Annotated in this window: 17 protein-coding genes and 1 tRNA gene; 5 read left to right on the top strand and 13 right to left on the bottom strand. The window is 58.0% G+C overall.

Going from position 1 to position 17324, the window contains the following annotated elements; translation table 11 throughout:
* Positions 1-4: 4 nt before the first annotated feature.
* The 11 genes from Q0Y02_RS07450 to Q0Y02_RS07400 form a co-directional block, all read right to left on the bottom strand.
* Complete coding sequence (locus Q0Y02_RS07450) at positions 5-247, bottom strand: OadG family protein (RefSeq protein WP_052042634.1); 243 nt, start codon at positions 245-247, stop codon at positions 5-7.
* A 315-nt stretch (positions 248-562) separates the two neighbouring features.
* Positions 563-639: transfer RNA gene (locus Q0Y02_RS07445), tRNA-Arg, on the bottom strand.
* A gap of 90 nt (positions 640-729) precedes the next feature.
* Positions 730-1209: a bacterioferritin gene (gene bfr, locus Q0Y02_RS07440; protein ID WP_297766611.1), complete on the bottom strand. Its 480-nt coding sequence runs from the start codon at positions 1207-1209 to the stop codon at positions 730-732.
* Positions 1210-1345: 136 nt separating this feature from the next.
* Positions 1346-1579: a bacterioferritin-associated ferredoxin gene (locus tag Q0Y02_RS07435; protein WP_297766609.1), complete on the bottom strand. Its 234-nt coding sequence runs from the start codon at positions 1577-1579 to the stop codon at positions 1346-1348.
* A gap of 464 nt (positions 1580-2043) precedes the next feature.
* Positions 2044-2811, bottom strand: coding sequence for a hypothetical protein (locus Q0Y02_RS07430; protein ID WP_297766607.1), 768 nt, complete (start codon positions 2809-2811; stop codon positions 2044-2046).
* Positions 2812-3068: 257 nt separating this feature from the next.
* Complete coding sequence (locus tag Q0Y02_RS07425; protein ID WP_297766604.1) at positions 3069-3215, bottom strand: hypothetical protein; 147 nt, start codon at positions 3213-3215, stop codon at positions 3069-3071.
* Between the two features lie 749 nt (positions 3216-3964).
* Positions 3965-4621, bottom strand: a complete 657-nt coding sequence (gene adk / locus Q0Y02_RS07420) for an adenylate kinase (RefSeq protein WP_297766601.1) — start codon at positions 4619-4621, stop codon at positions 3965-3967.
* 294 nt (positions 4622-4915) lie between these two features.
* Complete coding sequence (locus Q0Y02_RS07415; RefSeq protein WP_297766598.1) at positions 4916-5941, bottom strand: tetratricopeptide repeat protein; 1026 nt, start codon at positions 5939-5941, stop codon at positions 4916-4918.
* On the bottom strand, positions 5941-6387 hold the full coding sequence (locus Q0Y02_RS07410; RefSeq protein ID WP_297766595.1) for a cytochrome c-type biogenesis protein: 447 nt from the start codon (positions 6385-6387) through the stop codon (positions 5941-5943). Before Q0Y02_RS07410 ends, Q0Y02_RS07415 begins: the two co-directional genes overlap by 1 nt.
* Positions 6384-6926, bottom strand: coding sequence for a DsbE family thiol:disulfide interchange protein (locus Q0Y02_RS07405; RefSeq protein WP_297766592.1), 543 nt, complete (start codon positions 6924-6926; stop codon positions 6384-6386). Before Q0Y02_RS07405 ends, Q0Y02_RS07410 begins: the two co-directional genes overlap by 4 nt.
* The gene (locus tag Q0Y02_RS07400; protein WP_297766589.1) at positions 6916-8886 is read right to left on the bottom strand and encodes a heme lyase CcmF/NrfE family subunit; all 1971 of its coding nucleotides are present in this window, start codon (positions 8884-8886) and stop codon (positions 6916-6918) included. Before Q0Y02_RS07400 ends, Q0Y02_RS07405 begins: the two co-directional genes overlap by 11 nt.
* 395 nt (positions 8887-9281) lie before the next feature.
* On the opposite strand from Q0Y02_RS07400, the gene fabA reads away from it, so the two are divergent.
* On the top strand, positions 9282-9809 hold the full coding sequence (gene fabA / locus Q0Y02_RS07395; protein WP_272974742.1) for a 3-hydroxyacyl-[acyl-carrier-protein] dehydratase FabA: 528 nt from the start codon (positions 9282-9284) through the stop codon (positions 9807-9809).
* Between the two features lie 9 nt (positions 9810-9818).
* Complete coding sequence (gene fabB, locus Q0Y02_RS07390; RefSeq protein ID WP_297766585.1) at positions 9819-11033, top strand: beta-ketoacyl-ACP synthase I; 1215 nt, start codon at positions 9819-9821, stop codon at positions 11031-11033.
* A 381-nt stretch (positions 11034-11414) separates the two neighbouring features.
* On the opposite strand, the gene Q0Y02_RS07385 is transcribed toward fabB, so the two are convergent.
* The gene (locus Q0Y02_RS07385; RefSeq protein ID WP_297766583.1) at positions 11415-13202 is read right to left on the bottom strand and encodes an acyl-CoA dehydrogenase; all 1788 of its coding nucleotides are present in this window, start codon (positions 13200-13202) and stop codon (positions 11415-11417) included.
* Between the two features lie 126 nt (positions 13203-13328).
* Between Q0Y02_RS07385 and Q0Y02_RS07380 the strand changes: the two genes are divergently transcribed.
* The 3 genes from Q0Y02_RS07380 (at position 13329) to Q0Y02_RS07370 (ending at position 16047) form a co-directional block, all read left to right on the top strand.
* Positions 13329-14321, top strand: a complete 993-nt coding sequence (locus tag Q0Y02_RS07380) for a helix-turn-helix domain-containing protein (protein ID WP_297766580.1) — start codon at positions 13329-13331, stop codon at positions 14319-14321.
* A 102-nt stretch (positions 14322-14423) separates the two neighbouring features.
* Positions 14424-15113: a response regulator transcription factor gene (locus Q0Y02_RS07375; RefSeq protein WP_272974462.1), complete on the top strand. Its 690-nt coding sequence runs from the start codon at positions 14424-14426 to the stop codon at positions 15111-15113.
* A gap of 94 nt (positions 15114-15207) precedes the next feature.
* Positions 15208-16047: a GAF domain-containing protein gene (locus Q0Y02_RS07370; RefSeq protein WP_272974454.1), complete on the top strand. Its 840-nt coding sequence runs from the start codon at positions 15208-15210 to the stop codon at positions 16045-16047.
* A gap of 3 nt (positions 16048-16050) precedes the next feature.
* On the opposite strand, the gene Q0Y02_RS07365 is transcribed toward Q0Y02_RS07370, so the two are convergent.
* Positions 16051-17313 (bottom strand): HAMP domain-containing sensor histidine kinase, encoded by a 1263-nt coding sequence (locus Q0Y02_RS07365; protein ID WP_297766572.1) that lies wholly within the window; start codon positions 17311-17313, stop codon positions 16051-16053.
* Positions 17314-17324: the final 11 nt, after the last annotated feature.

Raw genomic sequence — 17324 nt, 5'->3', positions numbered from 1 at the left:
CCGGTTATTGCTGGGACTGCCGGTGCTGACGCACCGCCTTTTCAATGGCCTTGATCACCGCAGGGGACGGCATGTCTCCGGCGGGTGCTGCGGTCGTTGTCGCGGCGCTCACGGCTGGCGCCTGCCCGAAGCGTTTCACCAGCAACGACATTAACGTCGTTACGGCCACGAGAATAATCAGAAAGGAAAAGACCACACCCATGCCGATCAGCATGAGCTCCAGGCCCTGAGCCATCAGTGTGTTCATGGAACACTCCTTTACGGTTCCGGTGGCGGTTTGAGTAACCGCAGGCGAGAGGCGGCGGCCTGCCGTGTCAGCGGGCGTCACGGGAACACTGCCAGGGTTATTGGGAAGCGCTCCAGGTCTCTCGTCGATTTCTGGGAATGTAGAGGGATTGTCGACAACCTGCAATGAGGCCAGTGTACAGGGGGAGTGATTGATTTGATCAATTGGCGTGGCCCAGACGGTGCCGGACCACTGCGAAAGGGGGATGGTGCGGTTTATGTTGTGCCAGCCCGAAACGAAAAAGGGCCCGCTAAGTAGCGGGCCCTTTTAGGGATATGGCGCACCGGGGAGGATTCGAACCCCCGACCTACTGGTTCGTAGCCAGTTGCTCTATCCAACTGAGCTACCGGTGCATGTCTCGTTGCTGTATCGCCCCGAGAGGCTGCGCATTATTCCCAAAGCCCCGCCGGGAGTCAAGCGCCGGTCGCTCAAAACTTCAGCAATCAGTCTTCTGCGGTTTCCATTTGTTTTTGCAGGTAATTTTCAATGCCCACCAGCTTGATCAGGCTAAGCTGGGTTTCCAGCCAATCGATGTGCTCTTCCTCGGATTCGAGAATGTTCTTGAGCAGGTTACGGCTGATGTAATCCTGAATGGATTCGCAGTAGGCAATCCCTTCACGCAGATCCGGTACCGCCATTTTTTCCAGCTTGAGATCGCACTCAAGCATCTCTTTGGTGTTTTCACCAATCATCAGCTTGCCCAGATCCTGCAGATTTGGAATGCCTTCCAGAAACAGGATGCGCTCTACCAGCCAGTCCGCGTGTTTCATCTCGTCGATGGACTCGTGGTACTCCTTCTCATAAAGCGCCTGGAGACCCCAGTCCTTGTACATTTTGGCATGCAGGAAGTACTGGTTGATGGCTACGAGTTCGTTGCCGAGTGCCCGGTTCAGGTACTCAATCGCCTTGGCGTCGCCTTTCATGGGGGTGTCTCCGTCCGATGAACTTGGGTCTAAACTTGGGTTAATCCCCATTGTTCAGCAAGCGGATGACAGAGACAAGGCAGGAATGCAAAAAAGCGCTTGCAATACAAGCGCTTATGCAAATGAGAACGATTAGTTATGCGGTTTGCGGCCAGTAAACCACCACACCGTCAGGGGAAGGGTGCGAGAATGAGGGGGCCTCGTTGGCGCTACGGGCTTCACGCATCACTTGGCGGGCATGACGGGCACATTTACCACACTGACTTCCAACCCCAAGTTCCCGACGAAGATCACGCAGGCTGTCGCAGCCGTTGCCGACCGCTTCCCGTATATGGTTGTCAGTAATGCCCTTACAAATGCATACATACATAAGAATGCCATCCCTCAATCTCTAGTGGGCATGCTAACCCTAACGCGAATCATTATCAACTGCTTTCAAGAAAGAAAACATTGGCCTGACAGCACTTCGTTATGGTCAAGCCAGCCACTAGTCACATTTTTGCTTACGCCCACTCCTGCCCTGTCCTATCAACGCGCGCACGGATATGGCGCAGAGGAAGCAGCGAATCAGTGAAGGTTGTTATGCCAGGGACAGAAATCAGGGAGTTTTTGCGGTGATTCAGGACAAGGAGCCCGGTAGCGGCTCCTGACCGCCACCGGTTGCGTAGGGTGCACTGAGCCTAAGGCGAACTGCACCGATCGGGCGGTTGATGGTGCAGTTCGCCCCAGGCTCAGTGCACCCTACGTTTTAGAAAGACGCGGGGTTTTGCGTTTGCGGCCATAAAAAAAGCCCCGCGATTGCGGGGCCTTTTTAAATCAGTCCGGATCGTGGGATCAGGACGATTTTTTGGCGGCTGGACGCTTGGCTGCCGCTTTTTTCTTGGCCGGGCTCTTGCGAGCGGCGGCTTTCTTGGTGGCTGGCTTGCGCTTGGCTGCGGCTTTCTTGGCAGGAGCCTTACGGGTGGCCGCTTTCTTGGCCGGCGCTTTGCGAGTGGCCGCTTTCTTGCGAGGGGTGGTTTTTTTCTTTACGGCGCGCTTGGCTTTAGCCGCGGCTTTCTTGGCAGCAGCCTTGGCTTTCTGCTCGGCTTTCTTCTGCTCGGCCTTGGCTTTTTTCGCCAGCTTACGCTCGTGTTCACGCAGCTTGGTCTTCAGGTTGCGCTCGGCGGTGCGGAATTTTTTCACCTCACGAGTGACCACTTTCTTGGCCGCCTGGATTTCTGCACGAATCAGCTTGGCTTCACCACGCAGATCCTGCAGTTTCAAACGAACGGTATTCATGCGACCGCGTGCCGTATCCACTGCACGCTTGGCGGCGGCAGTCGGAGTGGCCTTCGCTTTGTCACGTTTGGCGGCAACATCAGCACGCATTTTGGACAGCTTGCCATTCTCGGTATCGATCTTGGCGCGGTGCTTGTCCAGTTTCGCCTGAGTCTGTTCGGCTTTTTTCTGCGCCTGATCCACGGCTTTCTGTTGCAGTTTTACCTTGGATTCAGCGTTAGTGACGGACTTTGGCAGAGCCGGTGCTTTTGCAGCGGTAGCCTTCTTTGCTGCGGGCTTGCGCGCCGCAGTTTTTTTCGCGGCGGCTTTCTTTGCTCGAGCCATGATTGATCTCCTAAGCTATGGCGTTGTCATCAGTACTGCGACAATTCGAAAAATAGCATAAAAAAAAATCAGTTGGTACATTATTTGACCAATTCGTTTTTGTTTTTTTCATTTTCCATGCTCTCGATTTATCCATGCCCCTTTTCTGATTCCTTTTCTGTTTCTGCAAAAACATTTTCAGCGGGGGTTCTGACAGGCTGATGAGCCAGCCTAAAAACCCCAAAGGAATATTTTTCCTGCTGATTTACGCACTTTTGTTAAATAAAACCCGGCACCATCACATAGAAAAAATCATCAATCGGCAGAGGCGGCTGGCGCACGAAGCGCTGTCTCGATTGCATGGCAAAGCCCCCCAAAAGAGAACGAACATCCGCCAATGCCAGAACAACAACGACTCCACCCAAGGCGACACCACAACTCCATGCACGGCTTTCCTGTGTAGAAACGTTACATTTTCGGGCCTTGTTAAAGACACACTGTGCTTGAGAAACACTGCACCAAAATGGGCGCCCCGTCATGACCGCTGAGGGCACACACCGATAACAACGTCGTCCCCACAGATCAGGGAAATCCGCGCATAGGGTCAAGCGGCATTAGCGGATCGTGCGTGTCCCAGTCATCGTCGCAGCCATCAAGAGGGTAACCGCCACACTTTCGCCCTCCCCTGCGCGTTACCTTTCAGAAAATCAGAAAGCGCAGGCAACGTGTCAGGCATGGCCGTCGTTTAACAGAACGAGAAAGAAGCAACGCAAGGAAGAAGAGACGACGAGATCGGCAAGGCCGAGTGACGGCTGGCAAAAAATCACTGGCTCACCAGGTGGCTGGAGAGCCGGCATCCCCCTTCGCAGAACCTCGAAATTATGCAATTTATGTCGCCAGACAACCGCTGAGAGCGACGAGCCGGCACAACTCTCGGCAAAGAAGAAAACCTCTTGCTACCGCAAAGCGTTGTTTGCATCGCCAAGGAAGGGTGTAACGCTGCCCTGAGGCGGCGCGATGCCAGGGAATGCTCAGAGCCTTTCAAGCGCTCCCTGGCGCTGCCAGGGAGGCTGAACGCCTGCTGAAACAGATATTGGCGCCCCGCCAGCGAATTCAGCACAAAAAAAGGGAAGCCAGTGGCTTCCCTTTCTCTTTATCGCTGTTGTGCAGAGGCTCAGGCTTGCAGAGCTTCCAGCACGCGATTGCGGATATCATCCACCGAGCCAACACCGGCCACACGCACATAGCGGGGCGCCTTGGCATCGTCCTTTTTCGCCAGGTCCTGATAGAAATCTACCAGCGGGCGGGTCTGGGACTGATATACCTCGAGACGTTTGCGAACGGTCTCTTCCTTATCGTCATCACGCTGAACCAGCTCTTCACCGGTTTCATCGTCCTTGTCGGCTTCTTTCGGCGGATTGTATTTCACGTGGTAAACCCGGCCGGAAGACGGATGCACACGACGACCGCTCAGGCGCTCGATAATCTCTTCATCGTCCACATCGATTTCGACCACGAAGTCGATATCCACACCCTGCTCCACCAGCGCTTGCGCCTGGGGAATGGTGCGGGGGAAGCCGTCGAACAGAAAACCGTTGGCGCAGTCGTCTTCGCTGATACGCTCTTTGACCAGGCCCAGAATGATGTCATCGGATACCAGACCGCCAGCATCCATCACTTTCTTGGCTTCCAAACCCAGGGGAGTGCCTGCTTTAACAGCAGCGCGCAGCATGTCACCGGTGGAAATCTGAGGAATATTGAACTGTTCCTTGATGAACTGCGCCTGGGTGCCCTTGCCCGCACCGGGGGCACCAAGCAGGATGACACGCATAGGATTCTCCATCTTTCTGTGGTCGAAAAGGCATCAGAAGGCCAAGTGAAATGCTCTGCCACAAAGGGAGCCGGCCAGGAGCGCTCACATCAAGGCAATAAAGCGCTGAATCAGAGACCTGATTCAGGCGTTTCCATGCAGAGCTGGGCACTTTGACGACGCGAATATTGTTGCAGAACCTTCCGTTTGGGCCACTCAGGGGCCTCCGAAGGGGTGCAACTTTACCCTGAGGCCCGGTTCTTCACAAGTAATAGGAGGGTGCTACCTTGGTAGCACCCCGGGGAGTTGGCGGGATCAGGGGCGTTCGAGAACCAGGACGGCCGGGCCGCCCTGGGGCAGTTCCAGGGGTTTGACCGGGGCCATGATGGCAGCCTGGTCCACTGCGCCACCGGGCGCCGGGGTGTAGCGGGCACCAATGACCAGCGCCGCATTGTCATCCGGATAGCGTTGCAGCCAGTCCTGGGCGGACAACGACACGGTGGCGGGAAAATGGGGCACCACCTGGCGACGGGCAGCGAGAGGCTGGCCGCTACTGCCGGCCTCGCGGAGATAGACAAACACAGTGCCCCCCGCGGGCAGGTCCTCCGCCGTGACGACGGCCTGGATACCGGCAAATTTTTCCTGGCGGGCCTTTTGTTCACGGGCATTTTCCAGGCCGCGACGCAGCAGGTCGCCGGTTTCACCCTGACTGTGCCGGGATAACAGCGCTTGCCAGCCCTGCTCGGCCAGGTCATAGCGCCCGGCCCGGTCCGCAGACATGGCCAGCATCATCCAGGCGCCATCGTGTGTCGGCTCCCTATCCAGTACCCAGCGCAGTTCGGCCAGGGCCGGGTCGGTTAATTTGCCACCGGCTTTCTGGATCAGCGCCCGGGCCAGCAACAGATGCATGGCCGGTTCCTGCGGGCTCTTCGCCACCGCCTTGCGGGCCGCCTCTTCGCTCTGCTCAGGCGCGCCGAGCTGATCGTACAGCGAACCCAGTGCATACCAACCCATGGCTGACGGGTTCTTCACCAGCTCCGCCTGCAATACACGCACCAGGGCGCCGACAGGAACCTCTGACGCCGCCCGCTCCGGCGACTCGCCAGCGATAATGGCTCGGGCCACTGACCGATATTCCTGCTGGTCGTTGAGCCATTCACTGGTATGTTCATTGTAGCCAACCAGACCATACCCGGCGGCGGCCAGTACCAGCATGATCAGGGGAATGCCAATGGCGCCCCGCATCACCTTGCCCGCCTTGCGGGCTTCGCGCTGCCACAACAGCCATAACAAGACACCCAGGGCCAGTAGCAGAACCAGCGCAATCACAATCCACATCATTACCGGTCTCCCCCATGGTTAACGTCGCTCTCATCAGCGGCATCATTGTCATCCACTCGGGCGCTGGCACGGCGCAGCAGAAGCACGATGACCACAGCGCCACTGCCCAGTAATAACAATGGCGCCAGCCAGAGAATGGAAGTGGTGGGCGTTACTGGTGGGCGGTAGCTGACAAAGTCGCCATAGCGGGAGACAAAATAATCGACAATTTCTTCATCGCTTTTGCCTTCCTTGATCATGCTCTCTACCCGAACGCGCATGTCCTGGGCAATGCCGGCATCGGAATCGGCCAGGCTCTGGTTCTGACATTTGGGACAACGCAGCTCATCCAGCAATACGCGAAAACGCTGTTCCTGTTCGGGAGTCTCAAACTCATAGAGGTCGGTAGCGGCCATTGCCGACAGGGAAAGGCAAAGCAGAAACACGGTACGCAGGATCATGGTCATGCTCCGCCCTCCTGCGTGCTTTGCTCAAGCAAGGGAGCAAACTTTTCCTGCCAGACGCGCGCATTCAGGTCGCCGGCATGGCGCAACACGATCTCGCCGTCCGGGTTGATCAGGAAAGTTTCCGGGGCGCCGTAAACCCCCAGGTCCAGACCCAGCTGGCCATCGGCATCCACGATCACATGGGTAAAGGGGTTGCCCTGTTCCGCCAGATACTGGCGGGCCGGTGCACTTTCATCCTTGTAGTTCAGGCCGGCAATGGCAACGCCGCGGGCGGCCAGTTCCAGCAGAAAGGGATGCTCTACATAGCAGGTGGGGCACCAGGTAGCCCAGACGTTGAGCAACTGCCAGCGACCTTTCAGAGAGTCCTGGGTGAGGGTTTCGTCGGTCATCAGCGACGGCAGACTGAAGGTTGGTACCGGTTTGCCCACCAGGGCCGATGGCAATTCCTGCGGATCGCGCCCCAGACCACTGGCCAGCAGCAACGCCAGCAACACAAAGCCGACCAGCGGCAGGAATACCCAGGGAGAATTAGCTTTCATGGGACACTCCTTCTTCGCTGTTCGCAAATCGCTGACGACGGTAGCGCTTGTCAGACAGTGCTACGGCACCACCCATCGCCATCATCAGCGCACCCAGCCAGATCCAGCGAATACCCGGTTTGAAATAGATACGCACGGCCCAGGCGTTGCCGTCTTCCAGCGGTTCGCCCATGGCGACATAAAGGTCGCGCCAGAAGCCGGCATCGATGGCAGCTTCCGTCATGATCTGGCCGCTGGCGTGATAGGTACGTTTTTCCGGATGCATGACCGCTTCCGGCTCTCCCTGATAGGTCACATGAAAGTGGCCACGGGTAGAGTCGAAGTTGGGACCGACATAACTGTCCAGGCTGTCAAAAACAAACGCATAGTCACCGATGGATGCCTGATCCCCGGGCGCCATACGAATATCCCTTTCCACTTCGTGGAAACTCACCAGGGTAATACCTGCCACCATCACCGCCAGGCCACAGTGAGCCATGACCATGCCCCAGTAACCACGACCCAGCTTGCCCAGGCCATTGAGGAAACCCTGGTTATAGGCTCGGGCCCGACGCACCACGTCATCCATATGAGCAAACACCAGGAACAGGGCCAGCATGATCGCCAACACGCCCTGCCACGGGGATGGCTCGGGGAGCCGCGCGGCAAACCAGCCGGCAATGATCGCCGCCGGGGCCAACAGTGCCATGCGCTTGAGCAGGCCGTTGCCATCCTGACGCTTCCAGTTACTGAATACCCCCGGCACCATCAACAGGATCAGTACCAGCGTCAGTGGCACAAAGAACCCGTTGAAGTACGGACTGCGGATGGAGATTTTCAGGTCCATGGCCTCGAAGAACAGCGGGGCCACGGTGCCCACCAGCACCACAAAGGTAGCAGTGAGGAGAATCAGATTGTTGCCCAGCAAGAAGGCTTCCCGGGACACCGGCTTGAAACCCTTGTTGTTGGTCAGGGCGGAGGAACGAAACGCAAACAGGGTCAGTGCGCCGCCAGCCACCACGCTCAGGAAAGCCAGAATAAAGGTGCCCCGCTCCGGATCATTGGCGAAGGCATGGACCGAGGTCAGCACCCCGGAACGAACCAGGAAGGTACCCAGCAGGCTCAGTGAGAAAGCGATGATGGCCAGCAGCACGGTCCAGGCCCGGAACATGTTGCGTTTTTCCGTTACCGCCAGGGAATGGATCAGGGCAGTGCCCGCCAGCCAGGGCAACAACGAGGCATTCTCCACTGGATCCCAGAACCACCAGCCGCCCCAGCCCAGCTCGTAGTAGGCCCACCAGGAGCCCAGGGCGATACCCACGGTGAGAAAGCTCCAGGCGACGGTGGTCCAGGGCCGGGCCCAACGCGCCCAGGCCGGGTCCATATTGCCTGCCAGCAGACCGGCCACGGCAAAAGCAAAGGCCACAGAAAAGCCCACATAACCCATGTACAGCATGGGCGGGTGAATGATCAGGCCCGGGTCCTGCAACAGCGGATTCAGATCCGCCCCGTCCAGCGGGAACCAGGGCAAGATTCGATCGAAGGGATTGGATGTGAGCAGCATGAACAACAGAAAGCCCACCGAGATCATGCCCATCACGGACAACACCCGGGCCACCATGTGCAGGGGAACGCTGCGACTCAACACCCCGACCATGGCCGCCCAGCCGCCCAGCATCCAGCCCCACAGCAGCAGCGAGCCCTCGTGCCCACCCCATATGGCGGACAGCCGATAGGCCAGCGGCAACGCGGAGTTGCTGTGATTGGCCACATAGGCCACAGAGAAGTCGTTAATGTAGAAGCTGTAGCCCAGGCAGACCATGGAAAGGGTCAGTGCCAGCCACTGCACCCAGGCCAGCGGGCGGGCATACCATTGCAGGGCAAGAATGTTACGATGCACCCCGATCAACGGGAATACTGATAAACACAGGGCTGCAGCCAGTGCCAACCACAGGGATAGATGCCCGATTTCTGCCGCCACGAGAGCTCCTCAATCCGCTTTTTACTGTCCGATGCCTGTCAAACCGCCGTTACGCGCGGTCCGGCGCGCATAGCATCGGTACATGGTCCGGCAATTGCAAGTCCGTGGCGTGGGGGGAGTGGCTGAACCACATATAATGAATTTCAGCCGTTCCCGAGCCGCAATTGATTGTCACAGATCATAGACAAGGGTCTTTATTGTCCGTTCATCGGTCATTTTCGGTAAAGCCATCCTTTCGACATATTTTGAGACGCTTGCTATTCGTATGCTTTCACTTGGCTTTGCTAGTATGCGTTCGATCATGACACCGTAGGATCGTCATAACGGTGAAGATAAAACGTCATAAATCATCCATATACTCGGAATGTGCCATCGGGCCTTCACGGAGTAAGACTTTGAGCACTACAACAGAACAGAAATCCTCCTACGAACGCGAGGACCTGCTTGCCTGCGCACACGGCGAGCTTTTCGGGCCCGGCAATGCCCGCCTGCCCCTGCCCAACATGCTGATGATGGATCGTATCACCCATATCAGTGATCAGGGCGGCAAGTACGGTAAAGGCGAAATTATCGCCGAGCTGGATATTCGCCCGGACTTGTGGTTTTTCGAATGCCACTTCGAAAGTGATCCGGTAATGCCCGGCTGCCTGGGCCTGGATGCCACCTGGCAACTGCTGGGCTTTTTGCTGGGCTGGCTCGGCCACCCGGGCCGCGGCCGCGCCCTGGGCGTGGGGAGTGTGAAATTCTCCGGGCAGATTCTGCCAACGGCCAAGAAGGTAACGTACAAACTGGACGTGAAACGGGTCATTTCCCGCAAGCTGATTCTGGGCATCGCCGATGCAACGGTGAGCGTGGACGGCAAGGAGATCTACCTTGCCGAAGACCTGCGCGTAGGCCTGTTCACTTCCACCGACGGATTTTAGGAGCCAATCATGCGCCGCGTAGTCATCACAGGAATGGGCATTGTCTCCTGCCTGGGCAACGATACCGATAGCGTCACCCGGTCCTTGCGCGAGGGCCGTTCCGGCATTCGCTTCAAGGAAGACTACAAAGAGCTGGGCATGCGCAGCCACGTTGCCGGCACCCCGGAAATCGCACTGGAAGACTTCATCGACCGCAAACCCCGCCGTTTCATGGGTGATGCAGCGGCCTATGCCTACATCGCCATGCAACAGGCGATCACCGATGCGGGCCTGGAAGAAGATCAGGTCAGTCACGAGCGAACCGGTCTGGTCGCTGGCTCCGGTGGCCACTCCTCCTTTAATCAGGTGGAAGCTGCCGACATTGCCCGCAATCGCGGCGTAAAACGCGTTGGCCCCTACATGGTGCCCCGGGTGATGGCCTCCACCGTTTCTGCTTGCCTGGCCACGCCGTTCAAGATCAAGGGTATCAACTACTCCATTGCATCAGCCTGCGCCACCAGCGCCCACTGTATTGGTAACGCGGTGGAACAGATTCAACTGGGCAAACAGGATGTAGTGTTTGCCGGCGGCGGTGAAGAAGAGCATTGGACCCTGAGCTGTCTGTTCGACGGCATGGGCGCCTTGTCCAGCAAGTACAACGACACACCGCAAACCGCCTCCCGGGCGTACGATGCCAACCGTGATGGCTTTGTCATTGCAGGCGGTGGCGGCATGGTCGTCGTTGAAGAGCTGGAACACGCCAAAGCCCGTGGCGCAAAAATTTATGCCGAAGTGATCGGCTATGGCGCCACCAGTGATGGCCATGACATGGTCGCGCCCAATGGCGAAGGCGCCGCGCGCTGCATGCGCCAGGCACTGGCCACCATGGATGGTAACGTGGATTACATTAATGCCCACGGCACCAGCACCCCGGTGGGGGATGTGGCAGAGTTGAAAGCCATTCGTGAAGTGTTCGGCGACAATTGCCCTGACATCGGCTCCACCAAGAGCCTGTCCGGTCACAGCCTGGGCGCCGCCGGGGTTCACGAAGCCATCTACAGCCTGCTGATGATGCAGCATGACTTCACCGCCCTGAGCGCCAATATCGAAACCCTGGATGAAAAGGCCGACGGACTGCCGATTCTGGTGCAGGGCAAGGATAGCGGCCCGACCACCGTGCTGAGCAACAGCTTCGGTTTTGGTGGCACCAATGCCAGCCTGGTACTGCGCAAGTGGGAAGAGTGAAAAAGGCAGTGAATAGTTAACAATTAATAGTTAACAGCGAAAAGAGCTCGGCATTGCCGGGCTTTTTTATGGTCGCAAACCCCGTAGCTTCTCGAAACGTAGGGTGCACTGAGCCTAAGGCGAACTGCACCGTTCCGGCGTTTGATGGTGCAGTTCGCCTTAGGCTCAGTGCACCCTACGCAATTAGCGGTGGCAGTCAGCGATTCTGGATTAAGGTTATTTCATCCAGAAGGACGCCCCAGGGTAAAAGAATTTTTCAGAGACTCCCTGACAAAAAAGCAAAAAAAAGCCTCCACAGAGGAGGCTTGAAAATACCGTCATAGCTATTCCTGCCGAGGCAGGTCCCGAGCCTGATGACGATAGGCACACAATGTTGCGCAATCAGAACCAGCGATTGTCCATGTTGATAAAGGTATCGTCGGCATCAATCAGCCGTTGCGCGTCCAGTTCCACGCGGGGCAACTCCCAGTGGAAAAAGTACTGCGCTGCCTGCAATTTACCGTGAGCAAAATCCGTATCTTCAGGGGCATCCAGTGCCGCTGCCGCATTGGCCTGGCGCAACCACATCCAGGCGGCCACGGTATGCCCCATCAGTTGCAGGTACGCATTGGCGTTGGATAGCGCCATGCGCGGCCCCTGCTCCGCCATCAGCTTGCCTGCGGCTGTCGTGGCGGCTTCAACGCGCGGCAGCATGGCTTTCAGCGCCTGGGCAAACGGCTGGCAGCGATCATCGGTGGTGCGTTCCACATCCGCCAGGATCCGCCGGGCCAGCAGTTGCAGACCCTTGCCGTTGGCCATCCACACCTTGCGGCCCAGCAGGTCCATGCCCTGCACACCGGTGGTGCCTTCGTGAATGGGATTGAGGCGGTTGTCACGCCACACCTGTTCCACCGGGTATTCACGGGTGTAACCGGCACCACCAAACACCTGAATGGCCATGTCGTTGGCTTTGACACCGAACTCCGAGGGCCAGCTTTTCAGTACCGGCGTAAGCAGGTCCAGAAGCAGATGGGCATCCTTCGCTGCCGCCTCATCACCGGTCTCGATGTCATCCACCAGACGATAGCCATACAGGCTCATGGCGATGGCCGCTTCCGCGTAGGCTTTCTGGGTCAGCAGCAGACGCTTCACATCCGCGTGTTCGATGATGGGTACCTGCGGTTTGCTGAAATCCGCCTGGTCCGGATGACGCCCCTGCAAACGATCGCGAGCGTAATCCAGCGCGTAGCGATAGCCCCGATAGCCGAGCACCGCCGCGCCAAAGCCCACACCCACTCGCGCTTCATTCATCATCTGGAACATGTAGCGCAGGCCCTGATGGGCTTCGCCGACCAAATAGCCATGGCAATCATCGTTATCGCCAAAGGTCAGCGCGGTACTGGTGGTGCCACGGTAACCGAGCTTGTGGATCAGACCGGCCAGCACCACGTCGTTGCGCTCACCCGGGTTGCCCTGCGCATCGAGACGATATTTGGGCACCACAAACAGGGAGATCCCCTTCACCCCTTCCGGGCCACCGGGAATCTTGGCCAGCACCAGGTGAACAATATTATCCGCCAGCTCGTTATCACCGCCGGAGATGTAGATCTTGTTGCCCTTGAGGCGATAGCTACCGTCTTCCTGAGGCACCGCGCGGGTGCGAATGTCGGCCAGGGAAGAACCGGCGTGGGGCTCGGTCAGCGCCATGGTGCCGGTAAAACGCCCTGCCATCATCGGTTCGAGAAACTGTGATTTCAGCGTGTCACTGGCGAAATTGCGGATCACATTGGCCGCCGCTGCGGTCAAAAAGGCGTACGCGGTAGAACTGGGGTTCACGCAGGTGAACATGCCCTTGCAGGCAGCCGCCGCGATTTCCGGCAACTGCATTCCGCCCTCTTCAAAACTGGCACGTGACGAGAGAAAACCGGCATTGATATAGGCATCGAAGGCGGTTTTCACTTCCCCGAGCATGGCCACTTTGCCGTCCACAAAGGTCGGCTCGTTCTTGTCCGCCAGGCTGTTGTGATTGGCGAACTTTTCCCGGGCCAGTTTCTCTGCCGTATCCAGTGCTGCCTCGATGGTCTCCCGGCTGTGCTCCGCAAAACGGGGGCGCTGGAACAGGGCGTCGGTGTCCAGTACTTCGAACAGCTGAAAACTGAGATCACGACGATCGAGAATCACATCACTCACGGTTTGGCTCCGGTTGGTTTGAACCTGAATTCCTGGCTGCCCATGGATTCAGGTTGAACAGCTTGCCATCCCCCCTTCCGGTCTGGCATTGTCGCCTATGACTTATTCATGGTGGAATACGACACGATGTACCGAGTAGCCGTATTAGCCTTCGATGGCGTTTTTGCCTCTGCCCTTACCGGGGTGGTGGATTTGTTCAACCTGACCGGGGTGACCTGGAACCGCATCCACGACCAGCCGCTGGACCGGCAGTTCGAAGTGCGCGTTGTCTCCCGGGGCGGCAACCCGGTGCGCTGTACCAACGGCATTCGCATGGCCGTGGACTGCTCCCTGGAACAACTGGATCAGGCAGACCTGGTGATCGTGCCAACCATCGGCGGCAAGCTGGAAACCGTACTGGCCCAGGAACAGGACGTTCTGCCCTGGCTGCGCTTTCTGCATCAAGGGGGAGCGGACCTGGCCAGCAACTGCACCGGCGCCTTCCTGCTGGCCGAAGCCGGTCTGCTGGACGGCAAGACCGCCACCACCCACTGGGGCTTCAGCCAGCAGTTTCGTCATCACTATCCGCAGGTAAAACTCAACGAACGCGAACTGATTACCCGCGATGGCAATATCTTCTGCGCCGGCGGCGGTACCGCCTGGCGGGACCTGACCATCCTGCTGGTAGAGCGTTACTGCGGCGCCGACCTGGCCCGGGAACTGGCCAGGGCCTTTGTCATTGATGTGCGCAACGACCTGCAAAGTATTTATGCCGGCCTGCCCGCCCACAGCTATCACCAGGACGACCAGGTACAGACCATCCAGGCGTGGATTCATGAGCACTACAAGGAAAGCACCAGCCTTGGCCAACTGGCGGAAATGGTTCACCTGAGCCCACGCCAACTGCAGCGACGCTTTACCACCACCCTGGGCGAACCCCCGTTGCAATACCTGCAGCGGGTACGCATCGAAGCAGCGCGCAAGATGCTGGAGCGAGGCACCAACAACCTGGCACGGCTCTCAGAACAGGTGGGCTACCAGGACGTGAGCAGTTTTTCGCGCCTGTTCAAACGCCATACCGGGCTGTCGCCAAGCCACTACCGGCAGCGCTTTGCCCGCACCGGAACGCTCACTGACTGACAAAACCACTGCGGCGACGAACGTGAAGAACCTTGACGGGTTATTGACGACTCGGGCCTGATGATAGCCATAATCAAAAAAAGGAGAGCGCCCGTGGAAAACCTGTCCATCATACTCGTGGAAGACCATCGCCAACTGGCCCAGACCGTGGTGGAATTTCTGGAACAGGAAGGTGCCACGGTGGACTATGCCGGCAACACCAGCCTGGCCCGGGAACTGGTTCAGGAGCATCATTACGACCTGATGCTGCTGGATGTGATGCTGCCCGGCGAAGACGGCTACAGCTTCTGCCAGTACCTGCGCAAGGATCTGGCCCTGGACCTGCCGGTAATCTTCATGACTGCCCGTGACCAGTTGGAAGACAAGCTGGAAGGTTTCGACCGCGGTGGTGACGATTACATTGTCAAGCCCTTTGCCTTGCCGGAACTGGCAGCCCGTGTCTCCGCCCTGATTCGCCGCCAGCGCAAGGAAGTCACCGCCAACACCTTGCAGGTGGCAGATCTGGAACTGGACCCGGCCCGTCAGGAAGTGCGCCGCGATGGCCAGCTACTGAAGCTTTCTCCCACCGCCTTCCGTATTCTGCGCATCCTGATGCGCGAATCTCCCCGGGTTGTCAGCCGCGAACAGCTTGAGCATGAGCTGTGGGGTGATCTGGTGCCGGACTCCGATGCCCTGCGCAGTCACCTGTACAATCTGCGCAAGGCGGTGGACAAGCCCTTCGAGAATGCGTTGCTCAATACCCTGCCCGGTGTCGGCTTCAGCATTCAAGCGGACCGCCCTACTGCTGTATAGTTGGCTTCTGGAAAACGCCCTGTGTCCCGCAGGGCTTGCACTGTGTGCCTCAAGGGCCTGACAATGTGCAAAAATAACAATATTCCTAGCCTTTATGCCAGCCGACGTGATTCCTCTACCGACCTATACCACCTGCCAATCCCTGCTTGATGCACATCTGGCGGAGCTGCAAAACCGCTTCGGCATGGCCACCTGGATGATTACCCGCCTGAGCGGTGAAGATTTGATCCTGTTACGAGTGCGCGATGGCCATTACGGTCTGCAGCGAGGCGAACGACTGCAATGGCAGAACAGCTACTGTGTTCGTATGGTGGAAGTGGGTGAACCCCGTATCACCACGGATGTGAGCACGGACCCGGACGACCAGTTCGCCTCACTGAACCACTCTCTGGATATCGGTGCCTACATCGGTTTGCCGCTGGTAGACAGTGACAACCGCCTGTTTGGCACACTGTGCGCCATGGACCCGCAGGCCCAGCCGGCCGATCTTGCCAACGCCCTTCCCTCTCTGACCCACGAAGCCGCCCTGATCAGTTTCCTGCTCAACAATGCGGTGCGCGAAGCCAGGGAAAAACGGCTGACTACCTTTGTGGAACACCCGGACCGCTGTGACGATACCGGGCTGCCGGGCCGTAAGGGCTGGGAGGATATTTGTCGACAGGAGGCCAGCAATTGCCGGGATTTTGGTCTGCAGGCATCGCTTCTTTATCTACAGGCACCGGAAGACGGCAACAGCCTGACCATTGCCGACTCCCTGGCCGCACTGCTTCGCGAACAGGACAGCATTGCCCACCTGGGAAATAACCGTTTCGGTATTCTTCTTGCCGACACCGACGAGGAAAAATCCCGCCGCGTGGCAGATCGGATCCGTGATGCGCTGAATGCCAAGCAATTGTTGGTGCGTATCGATCAGGAAAGGCTGGTTAGCGGCTGATCCTTAGGAAAAACGGATCGCCACTTCGGTACCGCGACCAGGGGCACTGGTTACCATCAAGTGCCAGTGATAGCGCTCACACAGCCGTTGCACGATGGCCAGCCCCAGGCCATGGCCCGCTTCCTGGCTTTGCCCACGTTCGAACGGTTTCAGAATGCGCGCCAACTCATCCGCATCCATACCGGCCCCGTAATCCACCACGTGCACCATCTTTTCCGCCACCAGGATGGTGACGTCGCCAGAGCCGCTGTAGTTGATGGCATTGCGCACCAGATTGGTTAGCACAATGGTCAGCGCCACTTCCGGGCTATGGACCGTCAACAGGGCCGTCTGCCGTACTTGCAGGCGAATCTGCTTACGGTCTGCCAGCGGGCTGAGACGCTCCATCAGGTTGACCGCCAGGTCGTTGACGATCACGTCCTCGCTATCGGGCTGACGCTGCTCCGTACGCGCCAGCATCAGCAACGTTTCCAGCGTCGCTTCCATGTCCTCCACGGTATCTTCCATGCGGCGGATCAACGGGCGATCACCGATCTGGCTGACCAGCAATTCCAGGTTGGCACGGAACACGGCCAGTGGCGTGCGCAGCTCGTGACTGGCATCACGGGTAAACTGTCGTTCGCGCTCCACAAAGCTCACCAGCCTGTCCGCATAGGCATCCAGTGCCGACACCAGCACCGCCACCTCACTGTCGGTATCCGCATCAATACCACTGAGATCCGGCCGTGCAATACTGGGGTCTTCCACCGGTGTGTGCCGTAGCCGGTCAGCCAACTGCACTAATGGCGACAACAGATCGCGGGATTTTTTCCAGCCCAGAAACGAGGTGATATAGATCACCAGCAACACCCCGGTGAGCGGCAAAATGCCAAACAGAAAGGCCAGTACCGACACCCGCTTTTCATCGAAAATCAGATACAGCCGGGCATCTCCTTTGCGCTCCAGATAAACGATCGGACGCTCGCCGGCCAGGTCCGCCCGCTGGTAACCGTCGGGTAAGGACTGCAGCACCTGCGGGATGTCATCGGTGACCTTTTCGCTGGTCAACAATCCCAGCAGGTGACGCGTGTTGGGGCGAGGTTGCGTCGGGTTGTCATCCAGCAGGGTCCAGTAGTGCTCGGCTTCCTTGATCAGTGCCTGCTTCACCAGAACCTGTTCGATAATGTTGGCCGTGGCCCACACGCCCAGCACCGTAGCCAGACTGATCAGCAACAACTGAAGCAGGTAGACGCGGGTTATACGATGCTGGACGCCGGTTTTCTTCATGCAAGATGCTC

This window comes from uncultured Alcanivorax sp. (assembly GCF_947258575.1).
Taxonomy (GTDB): Bacteria; Pseudomonadota; Gammaproteobacteria; order Pseudomonadales; family Alcanivoracaceae; genus Alcanivorax.
The sequence above is the reverse complement of the archived record's forward strand: the minus strand, read 5'-3'. Positions and strand labels throughout refer to the sequence as shown.